The 26,860-nt window shown below is 43.5% G+C and carries 21 protein-coding genes; 1 reads left to right on the forward strand and 20 read right to left on the reverse strand.

Annotation, left to right across the window (positions count from 1 at the left end):
- Positions 1-17: 17 nt before the first annotated feature.
- Both AC27IJ_RS18695 and AC27IJ_RS18700 read right to left on the reverse strand, forming a co-directional pair.
- Complete coding sequence (locus AC27IJ_RS18695; protein WP_312444424.1) at positions 18-932, reverse strand: glycine betaine ABC transporter substrate-binding protein; 915 nt, start codon at positions 930-932, stop codon at positions 18-20.
- Between the two features lie 12 nt (positions 933-944).
- Positions 945-1,586 carry an ABC transporter permease gene (locus AC27IJ_RS18700; RefSeq protein WP_312444427.1) on the reverse strand — a complete coding sequence of 214 codons (642 nt, stop codon included), beginning with the start codon at positions 1,584-1,586 and terminating at the stop codon, positions 945-947.
- A gap of 293 nt (positions 1,587-1,879) precedes the next feature.
- Here AC27IJ_RS18700 and AC27IJ_RS18705 point away from each other — a divergent pair, with 293 nt between their 5' ends.
- On the forward strand, positions 1,880-2,173 hold the full coding sequence (locus AC27IJ_RS18705; protein WP_487150163.1) for a helix-turn-helix domain-containing protein: 294 nt from the start codon (positions 1,880-1,882) through the stop codon (positions 2,171-2,173).
- 105 nt (positions 2,174-2,278) lie between these two features.
- Here the strand turns inward: AC27IJ_RS18705 and AC27IJ_RS18710 are convergent, their stop codons facing one another.
- The 18 genes from AC27IJ_RS18710 to AC27IJ_RS18795 all read right to left on the reverse strand — a co-directional run bounded on the left by AC27IJ_RS18710 (position 2,279) and on the right by AC27IJ_RS18795 (position 26,811).
- A complete protein-coding gene (locus AC27IJ_RS18710) occupies positions 2,279-4,663 on the reverse strand; it encodes a glycoside hydrolase family 9 protein (RefSeq protein ID WP_487150165.1) in 2,385 nt (794 codons plus the stop codon).
- Positions 4,664-4,686: 23 nt separating this feature from the next.
- A complete protein-coding gene (locus AC27IJ_RS18715) occupies positions 4,687-5,763 on the reverse strand; it encodes an SIS domain-containing protein (RefSeq protein WP_487150167.1) in 1,077 nt (358 codons plus the stop codon).
- Positions 5,764-5,838: 75 nt separating this feature from the next.
- A complete protein-coding gene (locus tag AC27IJ_RS18720; RefSeq protein ID WP_312444434.1) occupies positions 5,839-6,777 on the reverse strand; it encodes an ROK family protein in 939 nt (312 codons plus the stop codon).
- Positions 6,778-6,793: 16 nt separating this feature from the next.
- Complete coding sequence (locus AC27IJ_RS18725; protein ID WP_312444436.1) at positions 6,794-8,140, reverse strand: MATE family efflux transporter; 1,347 nt, start codon at positions 8,138-8,140, stop codon at positions 6,794-6,796.
- 41 nt (positions 8,141-8,181) lie between these two features.
- Positions 8,182-9,948 (reverse strand): glycoside hydrolase family 9 protein, encoded by a 1,767-nt coding sequence (locus AC27IJ_RS18730; protein WP_487150170.1) that lies wholly within the window; start codon positions 9,946-9,948, stop codon positions 8,182-8,184.
- 102 nt (positions 9,949-10,050) lie between these two features.
- Entirely contained in the window at positions 10,051-11,694 is a 1,644-nt protein-coding gene (locus tag AC27IJ_RS18735; protein WP_487150172.1) for an extracellular solute-binding protein, read from the reverse strand.
- Positions 11,695-11,769: 75 nt separating this feature from the next.
- Complete coding sequence (locus AC27IJ_RS18740) at positions 11,770-12,672, reverse strand: carbohydrate ABC transporter permease (RefSeq protein WP_312444443.1); 903 nt, start codon at positions 12,670-12,672, stop codon at positions 11,770-11,772.
- Positions 12,673-12,686: 14 nt separating this feature from the next.
- Complete coding sequence (locus AC27IJ_RS18745) at positions 12,687-13,649, reverse strand: ABC transporter permease (RefSeq protein ID WP_487150174.1); 963 nt, start codon at positions 13,647-13,649, stop codon at positions 12,687-12,689.
- A 279-nt stretch (positions 13,650-13,928) separates the two neighbouring features.
- Positions 13,929-14,708, reverse strand: a complete 780-nt coding sequence (locus AC27IJ_RS18750; protein ID WP_487150176.1) for a response regulator — start codon at positions 14,706-14,708, stop codon at positions 13,929-13,931.
- Positions 14,705-16,423 carry a sensor histidine kinase gene (locus tag AC27IJ_RS18755; protein ID WP_487150178.1) on the reverse strand — a complete coding sequence of 573 codons (1,719 nt, stop codon included), beginning with the start codon at positions 16,421-16,423 and terminating at the stop codon, positions 14,705-14,707. Before AC27IJ_RS18755 ends, AC27IJ_RS18750 begins: the two co-directional genes overlap by 4 nt.
- A gap of 659 nt (positions 16,424-17,082) precedes the next feature.
- Entirely contained in the window at positions 17,083-17,883 is an 801-nt protein-coding gene (locus tag AC27IJ_RS18760; protein WP_312444451.1) for an EcsC family protein, read from the reverse strand.
- A 201-nt stretch (positions 17,884-18,084) separates the two neighbouring features.
- Positions 18,085-19,275, reverse strand: a complete 1,191-nt coding sequence (locus AC27IJ_RS18765; RefSeq protein ID WP_487150181.1) for a WD40/YVTN/BNR-like repeat-containing protein — start codon at positions 19,273-19,275, stop codon at positions 18,085-18,087.
- Between the two features lie 25 nt (positions 19,276-19,300).
- Complete coding sequence (locus tag AC27IJ_RS18770) at positions 19,301-19,546, reverse strand: hypothetical protein (RefSeq protein WP_312444453.1); 246 nt, start codon at positions 19,544-19,546, stop codon at positions 19,301-19,303.
- A 46-nt stretch (positions 19,547-19,592) separates the two neighbouring features.
- On the reverse strand, positions 19,593-21,860 hold the full coding sequence (locus tag AC27IJ_RS18775; protein ID WP_487150183.1) for a YARHG domain-containing protein: 2,268 nt from the start codon (positions 21,858-21,860) through the stop codon (positions 19,593-19,595).
- Positions 21,861-22,273: 413 nt separating this feature from the next.
- Positions 22,274-22,648 carry a MerR family transcriptional regulator gene (locus AC27IJ_RS18780; protein WP_312444455.1) on the reverse strand — a complete coding sequence of 125 codons (375 nt, stop codon included), beginning with the start codon at positions 22,646-22,648 and terminating at the stop codon, positions 22,274-22,276.
- A gap of 140 nt (positions 22,649-22,788) precedes the next feature.
- Complete coding sequence (locus AC27IJ_RS18785) at positions 22,789-23,955, reverse strand: iron-containing alcohol dehydrogenase (RefSeq protein WP_487150185.1); 1,167 nt, start codon at positions 23,953-23,955, stop codon at positions 22,789-22,791.
- Between the two features lie 97 nt (positions 23,956-24,052).
- On the reverse strand, positions 24,053-25,015 hold the full coding sequence (locus AC27IJ_RS18790; RefSeq protein ID WP_487150187.1) for an aldo/keto reductase: 963 nt from the start codon (positions 25,013-25,015) through the stop codon (positions 24,053-24,055).
- Between the two features lie 743 nt (positions 25,016-25,758).
- Entirely contained in the window at positions 25,759-26,811 is a 1,053-nt protein-coding gene (locus tag AC27IJ_RS18795) for a helix-turn-helix domain-containing protein (RefSeq protein ID WP_313257062.1), read from the reverse strand.
- Positions 26,812-26,860: the final 49 nt, after the last annotated feature.

Below are 26,860 nucleotides of genomic sequence, written 5' to 3' on the forward strand. Positions count from 1 at the left end.
ATCTTCTGCCTCCGCCTTTATTTAATGGAATCATAGAATTCCTTTCCTACCTCTTCATATTCCCTCTTGTTCACATCCACCTCGGCATTCAGTTCTGTAATGGTCTTGATATCAATTTTAGTGTTTACGGCATTGAGGATTTCCGCGATATCAGGATTTGCATCCAAGACCTCTTTTCTGACTACAGGAGCGATGTTGTAAGGCGGCCAGACCGCTTTGTCATCCTCTAACAGGGTGAACTTAGGATCAATCAAATTTCCTTCTGTTGTTGATGCCGGGGCCACATCGGCTTCTCCTGCTGCCAGAACTTCATACTTCAGTGAGTTATCGTATACCTTGGAGGAAGCCCAGTCAAATTTCCCATATGTGGCCTCCAGTGCGGGAATTCCGTCTTCCCTTATATCAAATTCTCCCTGAGAAGCGAATCTCAACTTGGTTGCATTCTTCTGAAGATCCGAAATGGTTTTGATCCCATATTTCTCCGAAGCTTCCGTGGTGATCACCAACCCCTGGCCGTCATTCGCTTGTGCATAATCCAACCAGACCACATTAAATTTTTTCGCATACTCTTCTTTTACTATGTCATAAACTTTTTGAGGATCGGTTTCCAGCGGAAGCTTCAACACGGCTAACAAGCCGGTCCCCGTATACTCAGGGTAGAGATCTATATCACCATTTACCAAAGATGTATGTACCACAGAACTTGCAATATCGAATACCCGTTCCACTTTAAAGCCTTTGTCTTCCAAAGCCAGTGCGTAAATCTCGCCCAAAATTAAATTTTCTGTAAAATTCTTTGTTCCTATTTTGATCGCTTTCTGATCAGCAGAACCGGCATCACCGGATTTCTTGGAAGAGCAGCCTGCGGCCATAGAGATGACGAATGTCAAAATTAAAAATAAAGATACTTTTTTCATAATTGATTGTTTCATGATTGTTTCCTCCTAGTCATTTACCATTTTATATTTTGTGATCCTATGATCCAATCGGTTAAGAAGATATCCCGAAAGCAGCGAAAGGATACCTACAGAAACGCCACCGATCAGCAGCAGGTCCGTCCTCATCAGTCCCAGCCCTGTAAAAATCAAGCTTCCCAGTCCCCCCGCACCGATATAAGCAGCAAGGGTAGCACTTGCAATTACTTCGACAACAGCGGTTTTAATTCCTGCAAAAACAAGCGGAAAAGCCAGTGGTATTTTTACTATAAAAAAGGTCCGCCATGCTCCCATACCCATTCCAAGGGCTGTTTCCAGCACAGCTTCAGGCAATGTGCGAAAGGCCAGTGCAGTATTGATCAGAATGGGAGGGATAGCTAAAATAGTCAACGCCAGAACGGCAAGCTTCATTCCGGTTCCTACTATAGGCATGAACAGCACCAGAATAGCCAGGCTTGGTACAATACGCAGAGTTCCGAATAGCCCCTTGACTCCCTTGTAAAGGAAATCGCACGAGGTGCACAGAATCCCGAGAGGAATGGCGATGATCATCGCCAGGATAACGGTACTGAGGCTAATTAAGATATGTTCCCTTACCAATAGGATATAGTCAGAGGAATGCTTGGAAAAATATGTTAGAATAAGTTGCAATAGGTTCCGCCCCCTTTTTAATAACATAGTAATTCTATATGTTTTATAAGTTTTGTTTATTATATTCTATGCTCCGCCTCTTTGTCAATAAAAACTTATCAAAGCTGAAGATTAATGATAACGTATATTTCCTGTAATACAACGGCGGATTCGGTTCTGTTTTCTGAGAAAGCCGGATTTCCCCCTCCAGAGGTGAAAATACAGCAACATGCTTTTGATAAAGCTCCAGTAAAATGCCAACGTCCTGCTGAAATCTGTCCGATGCGGAAATAGTTTTCGCCACCTGAAGTCTCATGAGAAAAGCAAGACAAACAACACCAGAACAACAGCTAGTACAGGACGGTTTGGCCAATGATAGAAATTACGGTGCCATGGCACTGAAATATAGCATTTCCTATCAGCAAGTAAGAAACTGGGTCAAAAAATATGAGAAAATGGGATCAGAATGTCTGGAAGATAGACGAGGACGTCGAACAGGAACACATCCGAGCCGTACTCGGAAGAAGAGTTGCGTGACAAAAATTTCACATCTTAAACGTGAAAAACGGGATTTACAATATCCAGCAGAAAAACTCTGCAAACATTAATTTGCTATTTAAAAATTCCTACAAATAACAGCGAGCTCTCATGGCTTAGCGCCATGAGAGCCAAAATTCGAATTTAAAACATTAACTTACCACTGTCACAGATGTTTACAGGCTCGCCATGATTGAAAGCCACCTGCCCGCCGGAGTCAGCCATACCTCTTTATAGGTGGCGTTGTTACCTGCCGGCCAGTATGGAATATCTTCATTTTCCATCGTCTGGACTCCTACCGGAACCTCACCTGTCATCTCACCCGGGTAATTGGCATCCTGCTGCGCGTACCGTTCCCCTTCGCCGTACATCAGGGATTGGCAGAACGGATTTTTACCGGATACCCAGTAAAGCTGTTCTCTTGCAATATCCGTAAGTTCCCTGTCTTTAAAATAATTTCCCAGCAGTGCTGCTGCTTTTCCCATCCCCAGATGTATGGCACTGTTCCCCCGGAAAGAAAACCATACCGGAAACATTCTTACGTAGTAGCCGCCGCCCAAGTCTATTCCTGATTTTAACTGCTCCCTGTAGTTCTCCTGCTCCTTTGAAAACTCCACCTGCAGGTGCAGCAGCTTAAAGGTTTCTTCATCCTCCGCCTCCTTTATGGAGTGAAGCCCCGCCGGAAGCATTCCGTAAGGCGCAGCCATCCGGATTAGTTCTTTTAAGTATTCCCCATAAAGGCGCATGGATGCTTCCCACTTCGTCTTATTTGCTGAGTCCGGCAGTGCCCGGCATAGTGCTTCCAGTGCCTGCACAAAGGAATGGTCCCTGCCCTGATGGGTAAAATGTACCATCGTCTTGTGGAGTTCCTCCCGATAAAAGAACCCCTTCATGGGAACTCCCTCCGTACCTGTTTCCTGGCAGGCCATCAGCCTGGCACCCCAATCCTCCGCTTCCTGAATATAGGCTTCATCGCAGGTGGCCTGATAGATATTGGCTGCTGCCCAGGCGGCTGCCGCATAATACTGGGACTTGCCGCTGTTTAATGTATGCTCCCACATAATTGGCAGCTCCATTCCAAATTCTTCAAATCTTGCCTTGGCAAACTGATAATCCTCCTTAGCTGCCTGGCCGCATTTCCATGCCAGATCTGCATCATAATCTTTCAAGACAATCGCCGCATAGGCTTCTGCTGCCCCACAGAAAAAGTTCTGAAATGCCTGATTATGTACACGGGTTTCCACATCATCCCTATCTCCAATCAAACCGCCGGTCCACATGCCAAGTCCCACGCTGCTGGCACGGTAACCATCCCCAAAGCGGGTCTTCAAAGTAAATTCCAATCCCCACAGTGCTTCCTCCATTAATCTCTGATAAAGCAGGGGATCGTCCTTCCTATGCTCTGCCAGTTCAAACAGCACTTGCATGACCTCAGCCGTCTGCAAGGACTGCTGTGACATATCTCCAGCATCATGCCAGCCGCCGCCATAGGGCATAATCAGTCCCTTATGCCTTGCGATCACATCCATATGGCATTGTCCATGTTTGCCCGGAATCGGATAACCGCACCTCTCACAATAAATAAAGTTCAGCACCTTCCAGACAGCTTCTTCCATCGCATCAGGCCCTATCCTAAAACTTCCGGTGGACAATCCGCCATACACCACCCGGTACTGCCCCGGCTCCGTTATTTCAGAAAAATCCAGAATCCCATAGTTTCCCGTCCGTTCCGACAACGCCCTGGCCTCCTGTTCCAGCACCACCTGTCCTTCCCCGTCCAGTACCTGAAATCTTGTGATTTCATCCGGCTTTAAATCCTGGGGGTTTATGATCGCAATCTTCTTTCCGGCAATGTGATAGCCAGACATAGAATAGGAAATACGTCCTTTCTGGCATTCCCATCCTTTTTCCAGCTCCGGCTCCGCGATTGTCTCCAACCGGATTTGGTCAAAGTCATATTGAAAGAAATCACCGGTGGATGTATCCTGTCCATCTGCATCCATCTTAATGGCAAATTCCGTCACACAGTCCTTTGGTAAAAGTGCACATTCCCAGATAACATGGTTCCATTCATGGTTTACCAGATTGGCCAGAAACTGGCCCTCTCTGTGATAAGCATCCGGTACCGGATGCTCTCCCGCATTACGCAGATAGCATCTTAAATGCACCGCCCGGCTTCCTGGGGAATCCGGTTTTACCCAGAAGGAAATACGGTTGTACTGTTCCCAGTTTTCCCTGTCTGCAGGAAAATGCAGCATGGCATGATAAACCTCCTTCTCTTCCCCGTTCTCCCAGTCGGGAGAACCGTAAGTCCAGATATCATGAGCGGTAGGAGCGGCAATACGCAGGGAAGCTCCTCCCTCCTTCCCCTTCCCAGCCTCTATGGTTATTGTTCCGATTCCTGTATGTACCGGTTTCTTCATCCCTTCCTTCCAGATATCATTTACCGCCAGGACCGTTTTATTCTCCATTTCCGCTTCCAGAGACTTTTCCGTATGAAGCGGAAGCGGTATATGGAGATACCCGGATTCCCGCAGCTCTTTCTCAAACACTTGATCCATCTTCCTGTAACCCCCTTGTTTTATCAGTGCTTTTCCTGATGTGTCATAAAGTACCGGTACATATCACTGTGATTATTGGGCTTCGTAAGGTCACGCCCGCCATCCACGGTCAGATAGTATGCCATAATCTGAGGTACCGCGCACACCTCCAGACAGTTGAAGTCACCACCTTTGATGTCCAGCAGCAGATCCTTTTCATCTGCTACGGTTCCACCGGCCACAAGGCCGTTGTGATGCACTTCCTTCATAAACCGCGCCAGGGAAAGGGATTTCTCCACATCACGGATTCCATCATTAAATATCACTACACAGTGGTTGCTGTTATAGCCATAATTCGGTCCGTGCATTCCTTCTTCCAGTTCATAACCCGCGGAAATCACCTGCGGCATCTCCCAGAACTTGATGGCTGCCTCCAGGGACACCCCATAAAGACTTCCCGAACCGGTAAAGATCACACAGGCAGAGCGCATAATCTGCCTTTTATTTATCTGGAACCACTGGGCCGCCTGCTTGGTGATGACTCTTCTGCTGTCCGGAACCTGTCCTGCCTGTGCCAGATATGCATCATACTGCTCCTTAGTCAGATGTCCACGAATTAAGCCCAGCTTCATTCCCATCAGCATATGGGTCAATATGCTGGCGCAATAACCGATGGTTCTCATACCGTATTCCTCTTTCCCGCAGCCCATCACAATATGTGCTGCAGATTCCTTTGCCAGCGGAGTCTCTTCCGATTCTGTGATGCTGGCACAAAAACATCCTTCCGCCAGCAGCTTCCTTTGAATATCTGCCGTCACCTTGGAGGTCCCGGTCTGGGAAGTAAATACATGAAGGGCGTTAGGATTCCAAACATGTCCCTCTCCCATAAAATCATTTGGGTAGCATACTTTTACCCGCAATCCGGCCGCCTTTTCTACAAAGATCTGGGAGGTCAAGGCAGCGGTATTGGAAGTCCCTGATCCGATGAATACCACCTCATCCAGCTTCATTACCTTTTCACCCAGATACTCTTTCAAAGGTGTCAGCCTTTCCTCTCTCTTTTCCAAAATATCCTCCAGAATGGAGGGGATCCTCTCAATGCAATCCAATAATGTTACCATAATGCAGCTCCTTTCTGCTTGTATATTTGTTTTATTTATACCTTCTTGATTTTAAAGAAGATTTGCTCTCCCTACTTAGAAAACCTTCTGATACCCCAGTCCGATCGCGGCTGCCCCCAACAGCCCGGTATAATTTGGATTCAGGGAGGAAAGATGGATTCCCTTAGGGATCCGCGCCTTCACCTTATCCTTGACCCGCTCACAGATACGTGCCGCTAACCATCCATCCGCTACAAGGCCTCCGCCAAGAATCACCGTTTCCGGAGCGGTCACACAGCTCATGTTTTCAATCAGCAGAGCCACCGTTTGAACCGCTTCTTCAAGCATCCTTTGTGACAGGGCATCCCCGTCCTTTGCAAGTTCAAATACCGTCTGGCCGGATATTACCTCATTTTCTCTTTCCCGAAGCGGGGAATCCGGATATTCCGGCAGAAGTTCCTTTCTTCTTTGATTTAACCCTATGCCGGAAGCAATGCCCTCCAAATGCGGCCCCTTCCCCATATTAAAATTCATGTACCCAATTTCCCCCGCATAATTTTCCGCGCCGCGGATAACCCTGCCGTTTGATACCGTTCCCGCAGCAAGACCTGTTCCTACATTAATATAAATCATATCCCTGCAGTCCTTCGCTCCACCGAACACACACTCTGCAATGGTGGCGGCCTTCACATCATTGTCAATGTAACAAGTTACGCCGAATTCCTCCTTCATGATGGCTGCCAGCGGAGTTGGTTCAACAAATTCATGATCAATAAAATTCCAGATTCCATGCTTGATATCCAGGTTACCCACAATGCCGATTCCCATCAGGACCGGCTGATTTCCATAGGCCCAGCCAAAGCTATCCTCAAAATCTTTTATATTATCAATCATTCGTTTCACCAGCTCCCGCTGATTGATCCTTCCAGTAGGGTAGCGCTTTACATTAAACACTGTCCCGTCAGATGCCACCTCCGCAACCAGCATCTTAGTTCCGCCTGCATCAATTGCAATACAACTCTTTTCCGTTTCCATTCCACTACCGCCTTTCTCAATTCCCGGTCATATCGTGGACCCATTTCCCAGTTCGAAGCCGCCACTCGCTAGTGAATACCTTGATTACCTGATCACACTTTAAGCAGATGCCTACCACCATAATGGGTGCCTTAAAATACATTCCCGTCAGGAATCCCAGGGGAACCGTTACCCCCCACAGGAATATCATATCGTTTAGCATCTGAAAATGAACGTCTCCGCCGCCCCTCAGTACTCCCATCATGTTCGTACTCTGAACCGCCTGGAAAGGAGTTATGATGGCTGTTATCATCATAAGCTGCCTGCAATAGGTCAGCGTGATACCGTCTATGTGATACAGAAATGGCACCAGCGGAATTGCAAGAAGCACAAGGCCTCCTGCTATCGTTCCGAAAACCGCTGTATATTTTTGAAAATATTTTTTTAGTTCATCCAGCTGTTCCCGCTCTCCTGAACCAATGGTATTTCCTACAATGACACAAGCCGCCGATGAAATCCCATGAAACAGTACCGCCGTAAGCTGAGTAATCGCAGAGCAAATGCTATTGGCTGCAATCACATCCGTTCCCATTCTTCCCAGTACAATGGCCTGGGCCGATACACCGAAAGCCCAGAATACTTCATTGCAGATCACAGGAATGCTGGTTTTAAAATAAAGCCTTCCCAGGCCGCCCTCCAGCTTCCGCATCTTTTTCAGACGAATCTGAAGTTTGTCTTCCTTCCAGTATACGAACACCATCACTAACAGGAACTCTCCGGTTCTTGCAATCAGAGTGGCTAAAGCAGCTCCTTCTATTCCTAGTGCCGGAAATCCCAGTTTACCGCCTATCAGGAGCCAGTTCATGGCAGTCTTTAACACCAGGGATACAAGAGAAGAATACATGGCTATCTTTACGATCCGGACGGACCTTAAAACTCCGGTAGTCATCCCTGACAGCGCATAGAGCATATAGGACCATACCACGATTCTTAAATATCTGGCCCCCAGTTCGATGACCAACGGGTCATTGGTATAAATGCTCATGACCGTTTCCGGGAACAAAGCCACAATTGCCGTTAATATTATGATAAATCCAACTGCCGTCCGGTAAGCATATGCCAGAACCTTATGAATCCGTTCCGTATCATGCTTCCCCCATGCCTGGGAGATCAGCACATTGGCACCGTCCGCTATTCCCGGAATGGCCATGGATACAATAAAAAATATCTGATTAGCCTGAGATACGGCAGATAACTCGCCTGTTCCCATGCGCCCTATCATCACGGTATCCAGCAGATTGACCATATACCCCAGCAAACTTTGCAGAGCCAGGGGAAGTGCGATTCCCAAAACGATTTTCGACAGCTTTTTCTGATTATCCATTGTTATATCTAAACCTTTCTTTTAGCCTTTTGTCCTTCCGCTTAGCGTGCCTTCTTTAATGCAAGTGCATAAATAAACCAGGTTCCATGGGGAATCCACTGTTCTCCCCATCGCCAGTTATCGCTGATTTTCAGTTCCGGCATGGGCTCCTTTACCAGAAGAATTCCTTCTTCATCCTCCGGATGGCTGGTAATGCCATTGCAGATGCCTCCCGGACAGTTCATGAAATCATTCCTATCCTCATAAAAATACTGTACATTGTTACGTCCATAGCCTTCCATCATGCAGGCGTCGTAGGGATTCATTCCCAGAATCCAATTTATCTGGTTCTGGCCAAAGTTCCATAGATCTTCTGCCAATTGTGTATCCTCTGTTTCGGATGCGGTAATCCAGGCGGCTGCTGCTAAAGATGCAATCCGCGCGTTATCTCCCTGCCACCAGGGCGCCGCAGGACTGGTGTGATAATAGAAGAATTTCTCCACTCTTTCTTCCTTCTCTGTTTTATGTACATATCTGGCATATCCAAAGGGATTGTTCACCCGCCCGGTCACTTCAAGCACATGGCGCATGGCCTTTATTGCCGATCTTTTCACCCTGGTTTTTAAATCCCCCTCCGGTTCGATCCCAGCAAAGGTCAGAAGTGCCACCACCGGCAGGCCTTCGTCGGCGGCATGACAGAACGGCTCTCCCGGACGGGACATAAACCATGCACTATCCTCTCCGGTATCCTCCATCCGGTCCATCATACGTTCCGCCAGCTCTTCTGCTAAAATCAGATAGTTATACTCACTGGTGGATTGATACAGTTCAGACACAGCCAGCAGCGCACAATACTCATCCAGCAGATTCCATTGTCCGTCATTGGTGTAACAATGATTATTTTCCCAGAGATACTTCCACGCTTTCTTCGCTGCTACCAGATACTGGGAGCACGTGTAGTCGGTACCGGGATAATAGTGCCTGGCTGCTGCTGCAAGGGCAGCAATACAGGTACCGCCTCCGGAGCGCATACTGGTTTCATAATTGGTGTCATTTACCTGTTCCTGGTCTGCAGTCGCTGCTACCTCGGAGAACTGGTCGCTGGAACCATGATACTCGAAGCCGATAACTCTGCTGTCAAAACTCCCAAAAGCGTCTGTCCTGCTGATAGAACGGAAAAAGCTTCCTGATGGTGCTCTCATACGCATGATAAAATCGGCTCCAAAGGTCCCTTCATCCAGCATACGTCTGATTAACAAATGCGCCTGCTTATGATTCTTCTTTTGAAAACATTCCACTGCCTTAAAAAAAACATAAGCGCTGAATGCGGCCTGCTGGGGATTGCAAACTGTGCTGTGAGACAGATGGGACATATGAATTCCATAGTCTCCGGAAGCATCCAGCCAGCCTCCATGTCCATCCACCACACCTTTTCTCGCTCCTTTAAACGGAAGATGAGAGTCCGCTTCCTTCCATTCACCGGTAACGCGCTGGCCCTTGAAATAATAACTGGCAGCATTCATCATGCGTATATCCTGAAAATCTGCTGTTATATCAAATGGATAGGATTTGCTTACTCCTTCGGAGGTGTCCAATTCCAGATAATATTGTCCCGGAACGTTGAATCCGGAAAAATCCATGGTCCAGTAGTAACCCGTATTCCAGTTTGCTACCTTGCCGCATTCTTTGGCATATCCGTTATAAGCGATCCTACCGTCACGATCCATCAGGCGGAAAGCATCCGCCTTCATACCTTCCATTCCCTGAAATACTGCTCTTTTATAGTCCTTTCCCAGATAGCCTATCTGGTTCGTAAGAATCTGAATCATATCCCCTATTCCTCCATTTCTGTAGAAAGGGGTCCGCTTTTGCATAGATTGAATATGCTTTCAGTTTCCCCCTACCTTATGACCTATTGATCTGAGCCCGGTTTATTGCTGATCAGCGTACAGTTTCATCGCCTCACTTAATCTTGGAGTCATGAACTCAGCCAGGGAATCTACATGAATGGAATCCAGCCTGTTGATGAACTCCTGATAATTTCGTTCAAATTCTGCATCATCTGCAGAAAGAATCACTTTAACCTGCCCGGTTTTCACTTCATCCACCATCTTGTCATACAGCACCTTCCAATCCCCATCATTCACCTTGGGCGTTGCATAGGCGTACCACGGTTCATTGATGTAGGATTCACGAATCAGATTGTTGGTTTCCTGGAAGCTCTCCGGCTCATTTGCGCAGCGGGATTCTGCTTCAAGAATTTTGGAACCGCCAAAATAGAACCATGGATTATAAATCGTGGAGTTGGTATTGTCCTCAACCGACTGTTTCCACTCTTTACTGAATTCAGGAAAACCGGATGCATTAAGAGTATATTCCTTGCCTTCCCGTCCCCACTGGGTTAACTTCTGCCCTTCCTCTGAGAATAAAAACTCCATGAAACGGACGGATTCCTCCGGATGCTTGTTGTTCTTGGTGATAAAGGTTGCGGCCCATCCGATCTCTGTATTGATCAGCGGATAGTCAGAAAGCGGCTTCATCTCCCGAAGCTCTGCATCCGGCACTGTATCATAAATGGAGTTGTAAGAGCCGGGACCATATTGTGTGCTTCCTACGGTAGAAAAGGCCTTTCCGCTGCAAATATCCGCACTTGCCTGAGCAGAGTTCCAGGCAAAGTTATCTGCGTTGAAGTATCCCTTCTGATACATATAATTACAATTCTTCAAGTAGTCCTTAAACTCGTCGGTCTTTGCCGCGATACGGCACTTGTCATCGGGTCCATCCATAATAAAATACTGTAAGGTGCAGCCGCTCCACTGTTTAAACGGATCCAGCCACCATGTCTCAGAAGAAAAATTCATAGGTGTTACACCTGGCCATTTTTCCTTTACCATATCGTAGACCTTGTATAAGTCATCCAGCGTGTTGATCTGCGGATTATCAAGCTGCTCCAGCATATCATAGCGGTAGAGCAGGGTAGCCACCATGGGTACAGCCTTGGTTTTCTGCCAATCCTTATTGGTGGCTGTATGGGACAGAATAAAATAGTAATTATCGTCAGGAGAATAACATTTTGCATTTGTAATCAATTCACCGGGAACTTCCCAATCCAAATTATATTTATCTATCAGCTCATTATAGGAATAACAGATATCCGGATCAGAAAGCGTGTCCATCATCTGGCTGGTAAAAATCAAGTCGGGGAGTTCTCCGGAAGAAGCGAGTACACCCAACTGAGTATAATCTGTTGCCCGGACAGGTTTTAACTTAATACCCGTACGTTTTGTGATTTCCTCCGGAATGATTCCCGTGAAATCCTCGATTGGGTACCATGTATGGTTTAAAAATACAGTGAGCTCCGTAGGATTCTCCGGATCCCCAATCATCCACTTGTTATCCCCGGTTACATTACCGTCATCCTTACCCTGGCTGCCATTCTCACCTGTCATATTGGCTTTGCTTTCGTCCGTACGGCTGTTTTTGTCATCCCTGCTGCTTACACATCCGGTGAAGCTGGCTGTCATCATGAGGGCTGCCATGATCAACGCTGTTAGTTTGTAAACATTTTTTTTCATACCTACTCTCCTTCTCTTTTTTGATTTATTTGCACCGGCAGAATACCGGAAAAATCTTTTTTCCCCTGCACTTCTCTATGACTTTACTGCACCAACGGTAAGGCCGGTTACAAAATATCTCTGAAAGAAAGGATACACACAGAGAATGGGCAATACTGCTATCACCATAGCAGCCAGCTGAATGGATAATGTAGTGGTGGTTCTGACCCCTGCTGCCATAGCGGCATCAGCTGCCGTATTTTGCGATGAGGACTGATTAATGATTGCAGTCATTAAGTATGCCATGGTACGGATCCCTTTATTTGAAGTTGCAAAGAATGCGGAATCATACCAGTTGTTCCAATGTCCTACCGAAGTAAATATAGCAATTGTCGCCATGATCGGCTTTGACAGAGGCAGGATCAGACTTCTATAAATCTTCAGTTCCCCTGCACCGTCCAATTTTGCCGATTCAGCAATTTCCTCAGGAATACCCTGGAAAAAGGAGGTTGCCACCAGAATATAAAACAGACTCAGGCAGCCAGGCACCACATAGACCCAGAACTTGTTCAACAGATGCAGAGACCTTAGCAATATGTAATATGGAATTACACCTCCGGAGAAGTACATTGCAAAAATAAAAAAACTAAAATAAAATTTGCGGAACACTAAATCTTTATGGGATAATCCATAGGAAACAAACAAAGTAAATAATACCGTCAGGGTCGTTCCGATTACAGTTCTTCCAAACGTCACCAAGAACGCTTTTCCCCATACCGGGTCCTTGAAAAGGGAATTATAATTTTCAAAGGTCAGTTTTCTCGGCCAGAAATAAATACCGCCTTTCAAAGCGTCAATCCCTTCATTAAACGACATGATAACCGCAAGTAAAAACGGGTATAGACAGGAAAACACCACAAGAACCATCACTACAACGATCGCCGCATCCAAAACCATATCCTGAATACTCTTTTTCTTCTTTTTTCTTTCCGCCTTCATTCCTTAACCTCCTGTCAGAATAATCCGTCACCGGATATTTTCTTTGATATAAAGTTGCTTGAATAAACCAGCATTACGGAAATAACAGATTGGAGCATTCCCACCGCAGTTGCATAGGAGTAGCGGCCCTGGGATAAACCAATACGCATGACATAAGTCTGAATAATATCTGCAACCTCCCGATTGCCGGCATTGCCCAGTAAATAGCTTTGTTCGAAGTTGGAGCCGCTTAAGCCTCCTCCCAGCAGATTACCCAATGCCAGAATTAATACAACCGTCACCGTACCTGCAATACTTGGGAATGTAATGTACTTCATTTTCTGGATTCTTGTGGCACCGTCAATAGAGGCCGCTTCATACATGGTGGGATCAACCCCTGTGATCGCTGCCAGAAATATAATGGTCCACCATCCGGTGTCCTTCCAGATCGCAGTCAAGATACACATCCCGTAAAAAAATTGGGGACTCGTCAGAAATTCCAAAGGAGCTGCTATGAGTCCCGCGCTCAAAAGAATGTCGTTAATAATTCCACTGTCTGATGCGATAATTCTCAACAGTCCGGCCACAATGACCCAGGAAATAAAGTATGGCAGATAGCTGATGGTCTGTATGAATTTCTTTGTACCCTCATATCTTACTTCATTTAACATGATTGCAAATATAATCGGTATCGGAAAGCTGCAAATAAGTTTCAAAATACTTAATACCAGAGTATTTCTCATCAGTTCTACAAATTTATAGTCCGTAAAAAATTCCGTAAAATGTTTAAATCCCACCCATGGACTGGAAATCATACCGGCTATACCGCTGGTAATCTTATAATCTTTAAATCCTATCACTAATCCAAACATCGGAATGTAATTAAAAATCAGAATATAGACAATACCTGCCAGAACAAATATCTGCAGGGAACGCTGTTTCCAGAATTCATACCAGACACTTTTTCTATATTGCTTTGCCTTACTTTCTCCTTTCATTTCTTTCATCCTTTCTATATTTGATATCTTGATTATAAGTACCTGGGTTCTCAAAGTACACTGTCCGTTTCTTACATCCATTGTCATATGTTATTATTTTTGCACAACATATCTCATATTTCACTTTTATATATGTATACTTTTACATGCGCAATAACGTTTATGAGCAGCTTCCAACAAATCCATAAGTCTTATTGTACAATCAAAACGAAAAAAAGACGAATACCCGGATTTTTTCTTGAACCGGTATATTCGCCCATATGGGATAGATGATTGCTTCTATATTTCTTCGGCCACAGCTTCCCTTTCCCCGTTTCTGATCTGTTGCGGTGTCAGCCCGACCTTCCCTTTGATCAGACGAAACAACTGCCGTTCCGTTTTGTATCCTACTCTGCCTGCCACATCCCGGACAGGTAAATTTTTATCATAAAGCAACAGATACAAGGTTTCCTTCAAGCGCATCTCATTCACCAGATCCAAAAAAGTGATATTCCACTGTTTCTTAAACTGGCTGCATAAATAATTCTCACTTTTCCCGACATGCTCCGCCAGCATGGTCAGTGAAATGTCTTTTCCATAATTATCCCGGATAAAAGCAACACTTTTTTTCAACGTATACGGAATATTCTTCTCATCCACATGGCTGAAATAATCCTGATACTGCTTCAGCTGCTCCAGATCTTCATGGTTCTCCAGGCGCATAGCAATGGCACAGATATTCCTTCTCAGCTCTTCCTTATCCACAGGTTTTAACATATAATCCTTTACCCCGTAACGGATTGCGCCTTTGGCGTATTCAAATTTATCATATCCGGACAAAACCATAAAATGCTGACACAGATTTCTCTGCTGTACCTTTTCCAGCAGCTCCAAGCCGGACATTCCCGGCATTTCCACATCAGTAATTAAAACATCTGCAGAAAATACCTCCAATAACTCCAACGCTTGTTTTCCGGAGGTTGCGGTTTCTACCTGACACTCAATATCCGGAATCTTTTCAATACAGCTCTTCAGTCCCATTATAATCAGACGTTCATCATCCACGATCAGTATCTTCATTCCTCCAGCCTCCCTTTTAATCGTATCGTGACCAGACAGCCCTGTTTTCTGCTCTCAAGCCGCAGGCCGCACTCCTCTCCGCACAGAAGCTGTACCCGTTCATGTACATTTAACAGACCGATGGAGCTCTTTTCCTTCTCCCTCTGAGTACCCTTCTGCAGACGTTGTTCTATTTTCCTTAATTTATCCGCTTCTATCCCGGAGCCATTATCCTCAATCTCTATATATACGAATTCATTCCTCCAGAAAACCCTGACTGATACCCAGAACTCCCTTTCCTCATGACGAAACCCATGCCTGAAACAGTTCTCAATTACTGGCTGCAGCATGCAGTAAGGACAGAGGATCTTACTGCAGGAAGGATCTGCATTCACCTCATAATGAAAATCATCCCGCATCCGATAGGAATATAGCTTTAAATAGTCTGTAATATGGGATACCTCTTCACCAACCGTAGCCTTCTCCTGATTCTTCGACACATTGTACCTGAGAATCCTCCCAAAAAGAGCAATCATCTGAGAAGCCTTTTCGTACTCTCCCATTTCAATAAGCATATCAATATTTTCCAGTGTATTATACAAAAAATGAGGCTGTATCTGGGACTGCATGGCATAATACTGCGCTTGGCCCACCAATCGTTCCTTCTGGTAAATTTCATCAATCAGCTTGTTCATTCTCTCAGCCGTATCATTATACACACGTATCATGGTACCAATTTCATCCTGGCTGTCGTCAATCTTAAACGGTGCCATCCGGTCCTTCTGCATCCGCGACATGTAGCCTGTCAAATCTGTGATTCTCTTGGTAATGGAATAATAGAAAAGGTAATAAACTACTGTAAAAAACGCCAAAATCAGAATCATTCCGATCAGTACTGAGATTAGGTTATTGTTGGATAGAAGCTGAAAATTTCGATAGTAATAATCTATTTTTGCTCCCATCGGCTCCACCGTAATTGATACCTGGTTCTCCCTTCCCGGAATTTCTCCATCGTAAGGAGTCAGACATAGCTTTCCCTGTTCATTCTTACCGATGTTCCAGGTTGATCCATTTAATGTAAAGAGCATTGTTTCGCCATTTTCCGCAAATTCCAGAGATTGAAAAATAGTATCAAAGCTGCATGCAACGCACGAAAAACCGATTTTCTGATAATACCGGCTGTCATACAGTACCATATACATCCTGCACATGGTAACACCGCTTTTCTCATCCGTGTAAATGACGGTTTTCATACTTTTCATGGACATATTGTTCGTGTCTTTCAGCTCTTCCACATTCAGGCCATTCAAAACATATGCAGGATCATTCCATCTTTTCTCAAATCTTCTATAGATACAAATAGTCTGATAATCGGTATAGGTTGCCTTCATCTGCAAAAATACCGGCAACACAGTCTTCATGTACGTATAAGCACCATTTGCCGTAGAAAAATCCTCTGATTCTACATAGTGGAGCAAATCTGCATTGCTTTGAAAGGACCTGGTACAGAACACTACCTGGGATAGGTTATTTTCAATGGATTTCCTGCACTGATCCATGATGGCCGTCTTTCCCGCTACATACTGTTCTCTCATATGTACGCTGAAATTCCCAATATAAAAGGTTCCCAGAAGTATCATGGGAATAAAAATAATCAGAATATACAGAAATATCATCTTATGTACCAAGGCCATATCCCGAAATTTCTGTCCGAATTGCCGTAATTCCTTTTTCATAAGCTTCCCCCGAAATGATGCCGTAATCTGCTGCGAGGTACTACCGCACATTGTTATTCCAATTATAGACATTTCAATAGGAATAAGTCAATATGAAATAGATATGGTCACTATTATTGTTATTTGAGAGTCAAGACCACCGATTGGTGAAATGAATAGTGCGAAGTGGATATTAGGAGCAATTGGATATATAGGTGTCTTCGACCGTCTATCAGATTGGTGGCCTAATTACCGGCAAGATATAATTTGGTCTGGGTACTGTAGCAGCAACTGTTTTGCTGATTGGATTAGTATATCTGATTTCCGTAAGGTTCCATGCCAAAGGAAAAGCAGTCAGAACTTGAACGCTAGATTGAGCAGAATGTTAAACCACTACCCTGCTATAAGGCTTACTGGATAATTACTATTAGTACTTGAATTATTTTGAAGTGGTTGTATCACGGGTTATAGACCGGCTACAGACAGAGGGCTTAGCGAAATTAACAATAATCATTACAATTTCTTCTTTCAGCCCCAAAAAGAACTGGCAGAAAAAATGCGGAGCTTGGTTTACCGTAAGATCCGCTTTTCGCTGCTATCTTCCTTTGATACAGCAAAGTCCCTCCGGTGCACTCCGTATGTCAAATCTGAGGGGTTTGCTTAGAGGGGCTTTAAATTGCTTAAAATTCATGTTTTTGTTTATTCATGTAATATCTCTTTTTGTACTTCACACCGGCAAATTTGCTAATTTTACGGATGATGCTATAATTTACAAAGCCACCCACCGCTCCTACCAATGGGATCCCCTGTATGAATTTTGCGGTTAATAACGACTCCGATAGTATTCCTGCTGTGGTTTTTATAAGTTCTTCCAAATTAATTTCCGGGATAATTTTAGAATCGATGTCATCGCCTAATTTTTCAAGTTTTTGATAGAATTCTTTCTGCTGCTCCTGTTTCGTCATGGCGGTACAGATCAAAAGCAGGATATAAGCTTTTTCTTCCTCTGTTTCATAATGATATCCATAGCTTAAAGCAATTTCATAAACAGATTTCATGACCAAAGATAAAAAAAGCGGAATATCGGGTAAGCCGATTCCTAATGCTCCCAAAACGCCTCCTTCTATTACAGAGATGGAAGAATTAATCATCTGGGACTGCTTGGAATGCTGATCTAAACGCTTCAAATATTTTCTTTCGGTTCTTTTGCCAATAGCATAATTATTTAAATCATATTCCAACTGTATCTTATCTTTATCATAAGTCTTCTCTATATAAATATTTCCTTTTTCAAAAACCAACCGGAAGCCTTTATAGAATGCCGTCTCCAGGGCGGTTTTCAGTTTGCTGGGAATATAGCTTTGAATTTTATCAGCAACAGGCTCTATAGAAGCTTTTAATAATGGATTTTCCTTTTTGTTAAGCAATTTATATTCTTCTCTTTTTATCTGTTTCACTTGCTTATCGAATTGCCGTCTCATATATGTCAGCCTCCACTTTCAGTGAGTCCAAAGTTTGATTACTTTGAAATATCATTATTATCTCAATATACCATATCTTGATACATTTTACAGCCAAAACCTAAAATTGACAAATCACATAACTGTTTTTATCTGGCATATGACTTTCCTAATACATTCGTTCTTTTATTCAAAAAACTCATTTACAGGTTGCATCTATACTTATCTGATCTCCCCAACAAATTCCCAGCTGATTCCTCCATCTTCTGATTGGTAAAGTACCTCTTGCGCCCCATCAGCCCCCTGTCCTATCACCATTTTTAGGATCCCATCTTCTTCATATGGCATTTCTGGGAAATCAAACTGTGAATCCTGATCCGGCTCTTTTTCCATAACGGAATACGGAAGCTTTACTGGCTTTGTCGTTTTTCCGCCATCAGCAGTCCGGTATAGCTCTGCCTCATCGCCGCCATTATGTGAAAGACAGAAAAATCCCAGCTTTTCGTCAATAAAGGCAATGCCTGCGGCCACCCCTGCCTGACCTAAAAACGGATCTTGATTCACAACCTTCCAGTTTATTCCTCCATCATCACTGTACTCCAGGGTGTAATAGCGGCTGCCAAGAGCGGCATCTACTACATTCAGACGGAACCGGTCACCATTTTCAAATTGAAATTCTTCATTTGGATTGATTGCGGCAGGCTTATCTTCAGACAATGCTTCGCTGCTGGATCGCTCTTCCCCTTCTGACGCTGCCAGATAGCGTATTGGCGTAATTTCATTTTCTTTGCCCGGTACAAACACAGAAACTGTATACCCTTGAATATTGGATCCGGTCTCAGCTTTCGCCGGCCTGCCCTCATTTAAATCCACCCAATTGATTCCCGTCGAATCATTTCCCCAATCCCGCACTCCGTAATAAATGATACCGTATTCTTCATCATCCCACTGCTGCACAGTTCCTTCCAGATTAACTTGTTTTAGGATATCAAGCATCGGCTGCAGTTTCTTACGGTCTTCCCCCTGCTCTGATACTGATCCGTCCAAATAAACAGTCGCACGTTTTGACTTGCTCCCATCATAGCTGATCAGATAGGTCTTCAAATTACCTCTATCATCTTTTCCATACAAATAGGTTTCCAACGAAGTTATGGTACCATCTGGTTTGAAATAAAGATTAAAACTGGTAGCGACATATAGATCTTCCGGCATTTGAAGCTTCTGCTCCAAATCCGCTAGCATTTCATCCATTCCATCTGAAAATACATTATCATGAGTAATCTCTACTGTCCTTTTATGGCTTCTCTCATATAAAAACCATGATAATTTTCCATTAAAACTACTGGCGCTAAGTACAATTTTCTCTCCGTAGAATAATGTAGTTCCTATACCAAATAACAGAAGCACCGACATATAACCTCTATATAGCCATCGGTTTTTATTGATCTTTTGTATTGCGGTTTCTTTCGGTATATCGGTTTGTTCTTCTGCCCTTCTTCCTTTTTTTTTCGCTGTTATAATCGCTATAAAAAATATCGCACAGAAAAATATCATACACCCTATTAATATCGGTATATTCCTGCGCTTTCCTCCAAACTGGCACAATCGGTATAAACGCTGCAAAAATACAAGATATACCGCTGCTGTCAGAGGATTTATCAATATAATCCAAAATACTTTCCAACTCATTCTTCCTTTATCTTTTGGCATGCGATACATCCTCCATATTTTCACTCCATTTTTTGCTGCTGTTTCTGAATCAAACGGATATTAAACCGCTCTGTTTCATTCAGCACATTTTCCTTAAAATCTTCTGGAGCAATCGTTCCTTCATACCAGCTGCATTGATTAAAATATCTTTGCAACTCTTCATCAGCAAATAGCCTGCCATGTCTTGCATAAATCTCGTTTCTTGCAATCCGCAGCTGGCTGGCAGAAAGATTCCATAAATCCGGCTCCTGCAACAGGCTATAGCTGCTGTTAGGAAATACAAATTCATATCCGTCATATTTTGCCGTATCAGACTGAATCCGGAAAGTATCCCGGATTTGACTGATTTCACCTTGCATTTTATGGTATTCTTCTCTTATGGCACTGTCTTCCGTATAAAACGTCACGTCAGTGGGCTGTGACATTACATAAACACAAGGACCATCATATCCCCATATTTCATAATCTGGCAGATTAACATAGCTGCAGTCCGAATACGCCTGAATATAGAATAAAACTCCATCACCCATCAAATCATAGGATTTTTTCTGATGGTAGCTGCACCCTCCCTCAAACTCTTTTCTAGCTGCAAGGCCATTCCAATCTTCCGGTAAATCCATTTCAAAACCTGGTTCCTGAGAAGCAGAAGCCGGAAAATCCTGCTCCTGCTCCGATTCAGGCAACTCTGTTTCCGTAGTCTCGTTTTCTGCCTTCTCTGTATCATTTGTTTGCGATATGAGTTTTCCAGCATCAGTCTCTTCATATGCTCTTGTTTCACTTGGTCCCCAATGATGAGTCCCCATTAACATATCGCTTCCAAACAGCACTGTGTAAATGCCAAGCACTCCGGTGATAACAATCCGGCACACAAGCCCGTTCTTATCTTTAAGAAAATCCGGAGATTCCACATAGGTACAGGCTCCATATCTCATTGCCTCTCTGACTGCTATATTTTCAGGGCTGTATGAAAGCAGATTACCGCAGATATTTTTTGCCTTCTCAATTTCATCTGCTTGTTCATAAACTATCATCTGAATGGGCATAAGAGGTATACGATGATATGCATCTGGATAACGATCACAATATACATTCACGTAGGCTTCTGCTTGCCCAAATTTCTGATCAATAAAAGCCTTCCTGATTTCAGTTGACAGAAGCACCGCTTCTCCCATCTTTTTTAATTTGGGATAATTTTTTACAAGCTGCTTCTGGTGTGCAAATTCTGTTTCGGCCTCTTCTTCCCTTCCCAGCCCCAGGAAGCATACCAGGCGAAGATTACTGTGAAGCAGCTGCATCAGTTTCTTTTCCTGAACGCTATTCCATCTATCATCTGCCAGTTTCAATGCCTGAACATATCTTCCGGCCCTGGCAAGTCCAACGGCTGCATTATGTATTTGTTTTTTGTAGTAAGATTGATAACGATAAGAACCATATGCTGCCTCCATCAAAAAAGCTGCAGATGCTGTAAGGGGCCGGTTCTCTCTTGTAAGTACCTCCATATGCTTTATTGCCCAATAAGCTTCTAAAACACCTCCTAAACTCACAATCACCAGAGTTAAAATAATAACAGCTCCTATGTGGTCTGCTGAATTCAGAAGAACCCACTTATATAAATATCTCTGAAGAATGTAAAGACCTAATCCACAGAGAAAAAATAATATCAGGCATCGGTTCCAGTATCGTCTCCTGTCATGAATCAAAAACCACCGCTTCCCTGCTTCAAATGCCGCCTGATTCTCTGCGTCATCCATAAATTCCAACAGTCTTTCTTTTGCATAGTTTCTCTTTTTTCCATTATTCTTAAAAAGCAGAAAAACACCCAGTATCCCAAATATGACAACAACATACGGGTAAAGGTACGCCCGAACATTTGCCATCTCTCCTTTACTAAAGCGAACCGAAGACAGCCCCACAGAACTTAATATTTCCCATTGCCACTTTTCTGTATTGTCAAAGCCAAGCAGCAAAAGATGGATTGGCATGCTATCTGATGTTTTTTTCCTGATTTTTCCCTCTATTGTCAGCCTCGTCTGCTGCTCTTCCAATCTTTCTGTATAATTGACCGCAACATGAACGCCTTTTTCCGCAGCAAAAACATCAACATATTCGCCATTTGCTCCAACATTGATTATAAAGCTCTGCTTTGATGGCATAATTTCCATATCTAAAAAATGCAGCTGCTTTCCTTCGCTCAGAGAAATCCACAGTACAAAGCAACCTATAAAGATGCCCAGCCCATAATATAAGAACCGTATTTTGCTTAACTTTACTCCGCATTTTTTATCCATTCTTACTCTCCCGCAAAAAAACATATAGAATAAATTAATGATAGCATAAAAATGAATTAAAGAATAACAAAAATAATAAATATTTTCTAAATGAATAGATTTATACATGGATAATATACGATCAGATCAAATCTTTCCATCTAGCAGGCTTCTTACTAGATTGGCCTAAACATTTCATTTCTTTTCCTTTCATAAGGTGTTGATTCCCTGTTCCCTAAAAAGCTATACATTTACTTTAATAAAAACATAGCCACTCTTTTTATTCGATGCCTGGAAGCCATTTCATTTTAGATCTATATATTCAAAAGCGTCAGGATTAGTTCTCCTGACGCTTTCGTGTTTATCTTTATGAAATTTATCAGTTAAAGATATGCTGCTTTTTTCCGGAAGCAAAACCTTAGCATTGAACGTAATTATTTCAGATTTTCTTCACACTTTAGCATTCGTTCTTCATAACCGTCCAGCTTCCAGTCCAACCTTTTCAGAACTGAATTCAGTCCCTCAATTTTTGCGGCAATTTGTTCTCTCTGTTCCAGAAGGAGCTTTTTCCGGGCGGTAATAGTCCCCTTGCCCTGATGAAAAAGGGTAACGTATTCGACTAGCGTTTCCACAGAAACACCTGCCAGGCGCATACATTTGATGTAATCTACCCAGCGGCAATCTTCATCAGAATAGTCCCGAATGCCGCTCGCGGTTCGTACAACTTTAGGCAGAAGGCCCACGCGTTCATAATACCGCAGCGTATCCGGGGTAAGTCCATATTTTTTTGCAACTTCTGCTATAGTCATTGATTCGCACCTCCCTGTTTACTTAAATTTATTATCTCCTCACATGGATATAGCTCCCGCACCGATTCGCCTTTCGCAGTTTTTCAAATGTTCCCGGAGAAAGTTTTTTCAGGTGCTTTCCAATTGTCACAAAAACCCCCTTATAAACACATCTTGAAAATATTTTCAATATCCTGCTGATTCAGTGGTTTAAAGCCAGGCAACGTTTCGCCGCTGCATGCTTTTTTTGCCATAATCCCAAAGTTTTTATCGTCTATGCCGATCTCGTGAAGACTGCTTTTCAGTCCAAGCGTTTGGAAGAAGAAATCGCTTAAAAGCTCAATACTTTTCTTAGCCACCTCCATATAAGGAAGGGAGGCTTCGATGCCAAACACGTTAATACCGAACTGATAAAATTTCGATACCGTACTTTCATCCAGCGTGTATTCCATCCAGCGGGGAGTGAGAATGGCCAGACCCAGACCGTGAGTGATATCGTAAATAGCAGAAAGCTCATGCTCTATGGGATGGCAGCTCCATGCCTGGCGCTTGCCTCCGTTCACAAAGCCGTTGATTGCCCAGGAACTCGTCCACATTAGATTTGCACGGGCCTCATAATTGTCGGGCTGCCCCATGGCGACAGGCGCATATCTGATGATGGTTTTCATTAATACTTCCATAACACCATCCAACATCTGCAGATCCTGATCCATGTTGAAGTAGACTTCCATAATATGCGACATCATATCAGCTGCTCCACAGGCTGTCTGATATGCGTTGACTGTATAGGTGTTGGAAGGGTCGAGGAAAGAGACCTTGGGGAGCATGGGCAGTTCCATCCGGCCGATTTTGTCCTGGGTTTCCGGATTACTGATGACTCCGCCGCGATCCATTTCCGAGCCGGTGGCTGCAAGTGTAAGGATGGTGATAACCGGCAGCGCTTTTTCAATCGGCGCCCATTCACTCAGAAATTTCCATGGGTCAAAATCCACACAAGCGCCCGCCGCCATGAATTTTGTCGCATCCAATGTGGAACCCCCGCCCACAGCAAGTAAGACGTCAATCTTTTCTTTTTTACAGATTTCAGCACCTTTGCGCACGGAATCAATATGCGGGTTGGGTGCAATGCCGCCCAGTTCAAACAGTTCCAGACCTGCAGCCCTAATTTCTGCTGCCACTTTATCATACAGCCCCGTCTTTTTAATGGTGCCGCCACCATAGGTCAGCAACACGCGCTTGCCGAAGCGGGAAAGTTCCGGCCCAAGATGGGAAAGCTGATCTTCTCCGAAATAGATCTTTGTTGGTATATCGTAAACAAAGCTGTTCATTCTGTTTTCTCCTTTAATTTTATTTTATAATAACAGTCTGCGAAAAACACACTGCCTCAGATAACTAAATACACTTGTGCCTACTGCTTTATCTTAATCAAAGCGCTCCGACAACCCTATGCGGAACGTAGAGTTCCTCGAGATAGGATAGATCGTCATCTGCCAGCCTGATATCTAGGGCACCGGCCGCATCATCAAAATATTGTGCCTTGGTGGCACCGATGATGGGCGCCGCAACGCCCTTGGCAAACTGCCAGGCAAGGGCAATCTGAGTCATGGTAACACCATATTTTTCCGCAATTTCATTGACACGCAGCACGATTTTGTAATCAGTCTCCTGTGTTCCATCATATTTTGATATTGCCGTTATATCGGTCCTGCTGCGGTTTGTATCGGTCTTCCATTCAAGCCGGGAAAGTCTGCCCGCCGCAAGAGGGCTGTAAGGCATACATGCGACGTTCTGCTGATTGCAGATAGGAATTAGCTCACGCTCGTCCTCCCGGTAGAGCAGATTGTAGTGGTTTTGCATGGAAACGAACGGTGTCCAGCCGTTTCTTTCGGCTGCAAGCTGCATATTGTAGAATTGATATCCGTACATAGCTGAAGCGCCAAGGGCTCTCACCTTGCCTGCCCTGACGAGGCTGTTGAGCGACTCCATAGTTTCTTCGATGGGCGTACCGTAATCAAAACGGTGAATAATATAAAGATCCAGATAATCGGTGCCCAGCCGTTTGAGCGTACCGTCAATTTCCCGCTGAATCGCTTCTTGAGAAAGATGTCCCTCGTTGAAATAAACCTTTGAGGCCAGCACCACTTTGTCACGGGAAACATTGTTCCGTATGGCGCGGCCGAGGTACTCTTCACTGGTGCCCGCCGAATAAGTATTGGCGGTGTCAAAGAAATTTATGCCCAGATCAAGAGCATGCCTTATAATCGTTTCGCTTTCCTCTGGATTCAATGTCCAATCGTGCATTTTGCTGGCAGGATCTCCGAAGCTCATGCAGCCTACACAGAAACGGGAAACCTGGATGTCCGAATTTCCGAGTTTTACATATTCCATATTTCAGCCTCCTTATTGAATTTTTTATGTTTTCAGCATCAGCCACACATGGAATCACGTTAGGGCCGCGCGGATCACCGATGTACGGCAGATCCTGAGACTTAATTAAACGGAAGCTGCCAAGCCGTATGTTTGCAGCCACAGGGCTGGTAAGCTGAGGCATACAGTCGCCGTTTCATTCATGTTACATTCTCTTTACCCCATATGTACTGGATATATCCTATCACTTGGAGCTGACTCCAAGTCAAGTGGAATCAGAAATGTTTTTGTAAAATGTAATAGTAACCGTTAAATGAAAAACTAAATTCACGATTGCAACACTAAATTCATGATGTAGGACTAAATTCAGTTTGTAGAAGTAAATTTATTCTGAATGATGTTAGTCTTACACACTGTTTTATGTTATGATGGTTTTGGCAGTGAATTTTCAGGAGGTACACGTAATGAATTCCAATAAAAAAATATAATTCTATTATTATGATCAAACTTCTTCATGCCATATATACGTTCTTATATTATACAATAAACAAACAATTGGCATAATAAATCAAATAATAATGGCGTGAACATAACTGCTCACGCCTATAACGTACTTCGTCTAATTTCGCCACAATTCGACTACTATCTTCACATTCCTTTTCACGGAAGTTTTATACTACTTGGCAAAACTATCTGATAAAAAATGAAGGAGGATAAAAATTCGCCTCATCTACCATATTATATCCGATGCCTTAACTATAAAATCAAATTTTCTGATACGGATTATTAATTACCAAATTCTGCCAGGATTTGCTTTTTTTCATGTAGCTGTATGTTTCTTCATCTCTAAAACAAGTCAACAAGTTATTATGCTGTTCTGTAATGAATTTCTCTCTTGGTTTTTTAAATTCCATATGCTCATATAGAGTCGACTTCACAAAATCACATATTGTATCACTACTGGCAAGCATTCTCTCCATCGTTTCTAAAGTTGCTTCCACATTTTTCTCCGCTGTTACCAAGTCAAGTCTGCACGATGCTTCATGATATTCACCCATTTCAAAAATATTCGCTAATTCCCTTTGTTTCTCAACAAGTATATGAGCTTTTTCCCTGTCTTTATCATGCATAGCCAACATATATAAATTTTGAAATACCATGGCAATCATTTGATAACCCGAAAACAATAATTCTTCATATGCTTTATATGCCTCGTTCATCCGATTTGTCTTACTATAAATAAATGCTTGTTTTCTTTTTCTCTCAGGATCCTGACTGGAAAAATAATTCAGATATTCCTCTGCTTTCTCATACTGTTCTTTTCTTGAATAAAATCCAAATAATGAATCTGCTGCTCTATTCCTAATATTGTCATCCTCGCTAACCAATGCACGTACATAACAATCGTTGATATAACCTTCATATTTCTCTGGATCCGGAATATCTTTTGATAAACGCCTTGCATCTAAAATCAATGCCATCTGCCAAATCAATTGTTCACAATTAGGATATTGCTCGATTTTCCCTTTTGCCCACTGAAACGCCTCTTCATATGTTTCATCATTTAATTTAACATCAATTTCATAAACAATACTGTTTATCTCTTCTGCTGTAAGTTCTTTTTGAAAGGACAATAGAGTATCCAGAGTAATATTGAGCAGTCTGGCAATAGGGGCCAATAGCATTATATCGGGCTGTGAATTTCCATTTTCCCACTTATTAACTGCCGGAGCTGTCACTCCAAGGCGATTTGCCATTTCCTCCTGAGTCATGTTTTTTCTTTTTCTGAATTCTCTTATCACTTCACCTATCTGCATATCAATGACCTCCTGATTCGGTTTCAATAAGTAACGACCTTTGCTGCTT

The sequence above is a fragment of the Lacrimispora sp. YZC11 genome (genome assembly GCF_057543815.1).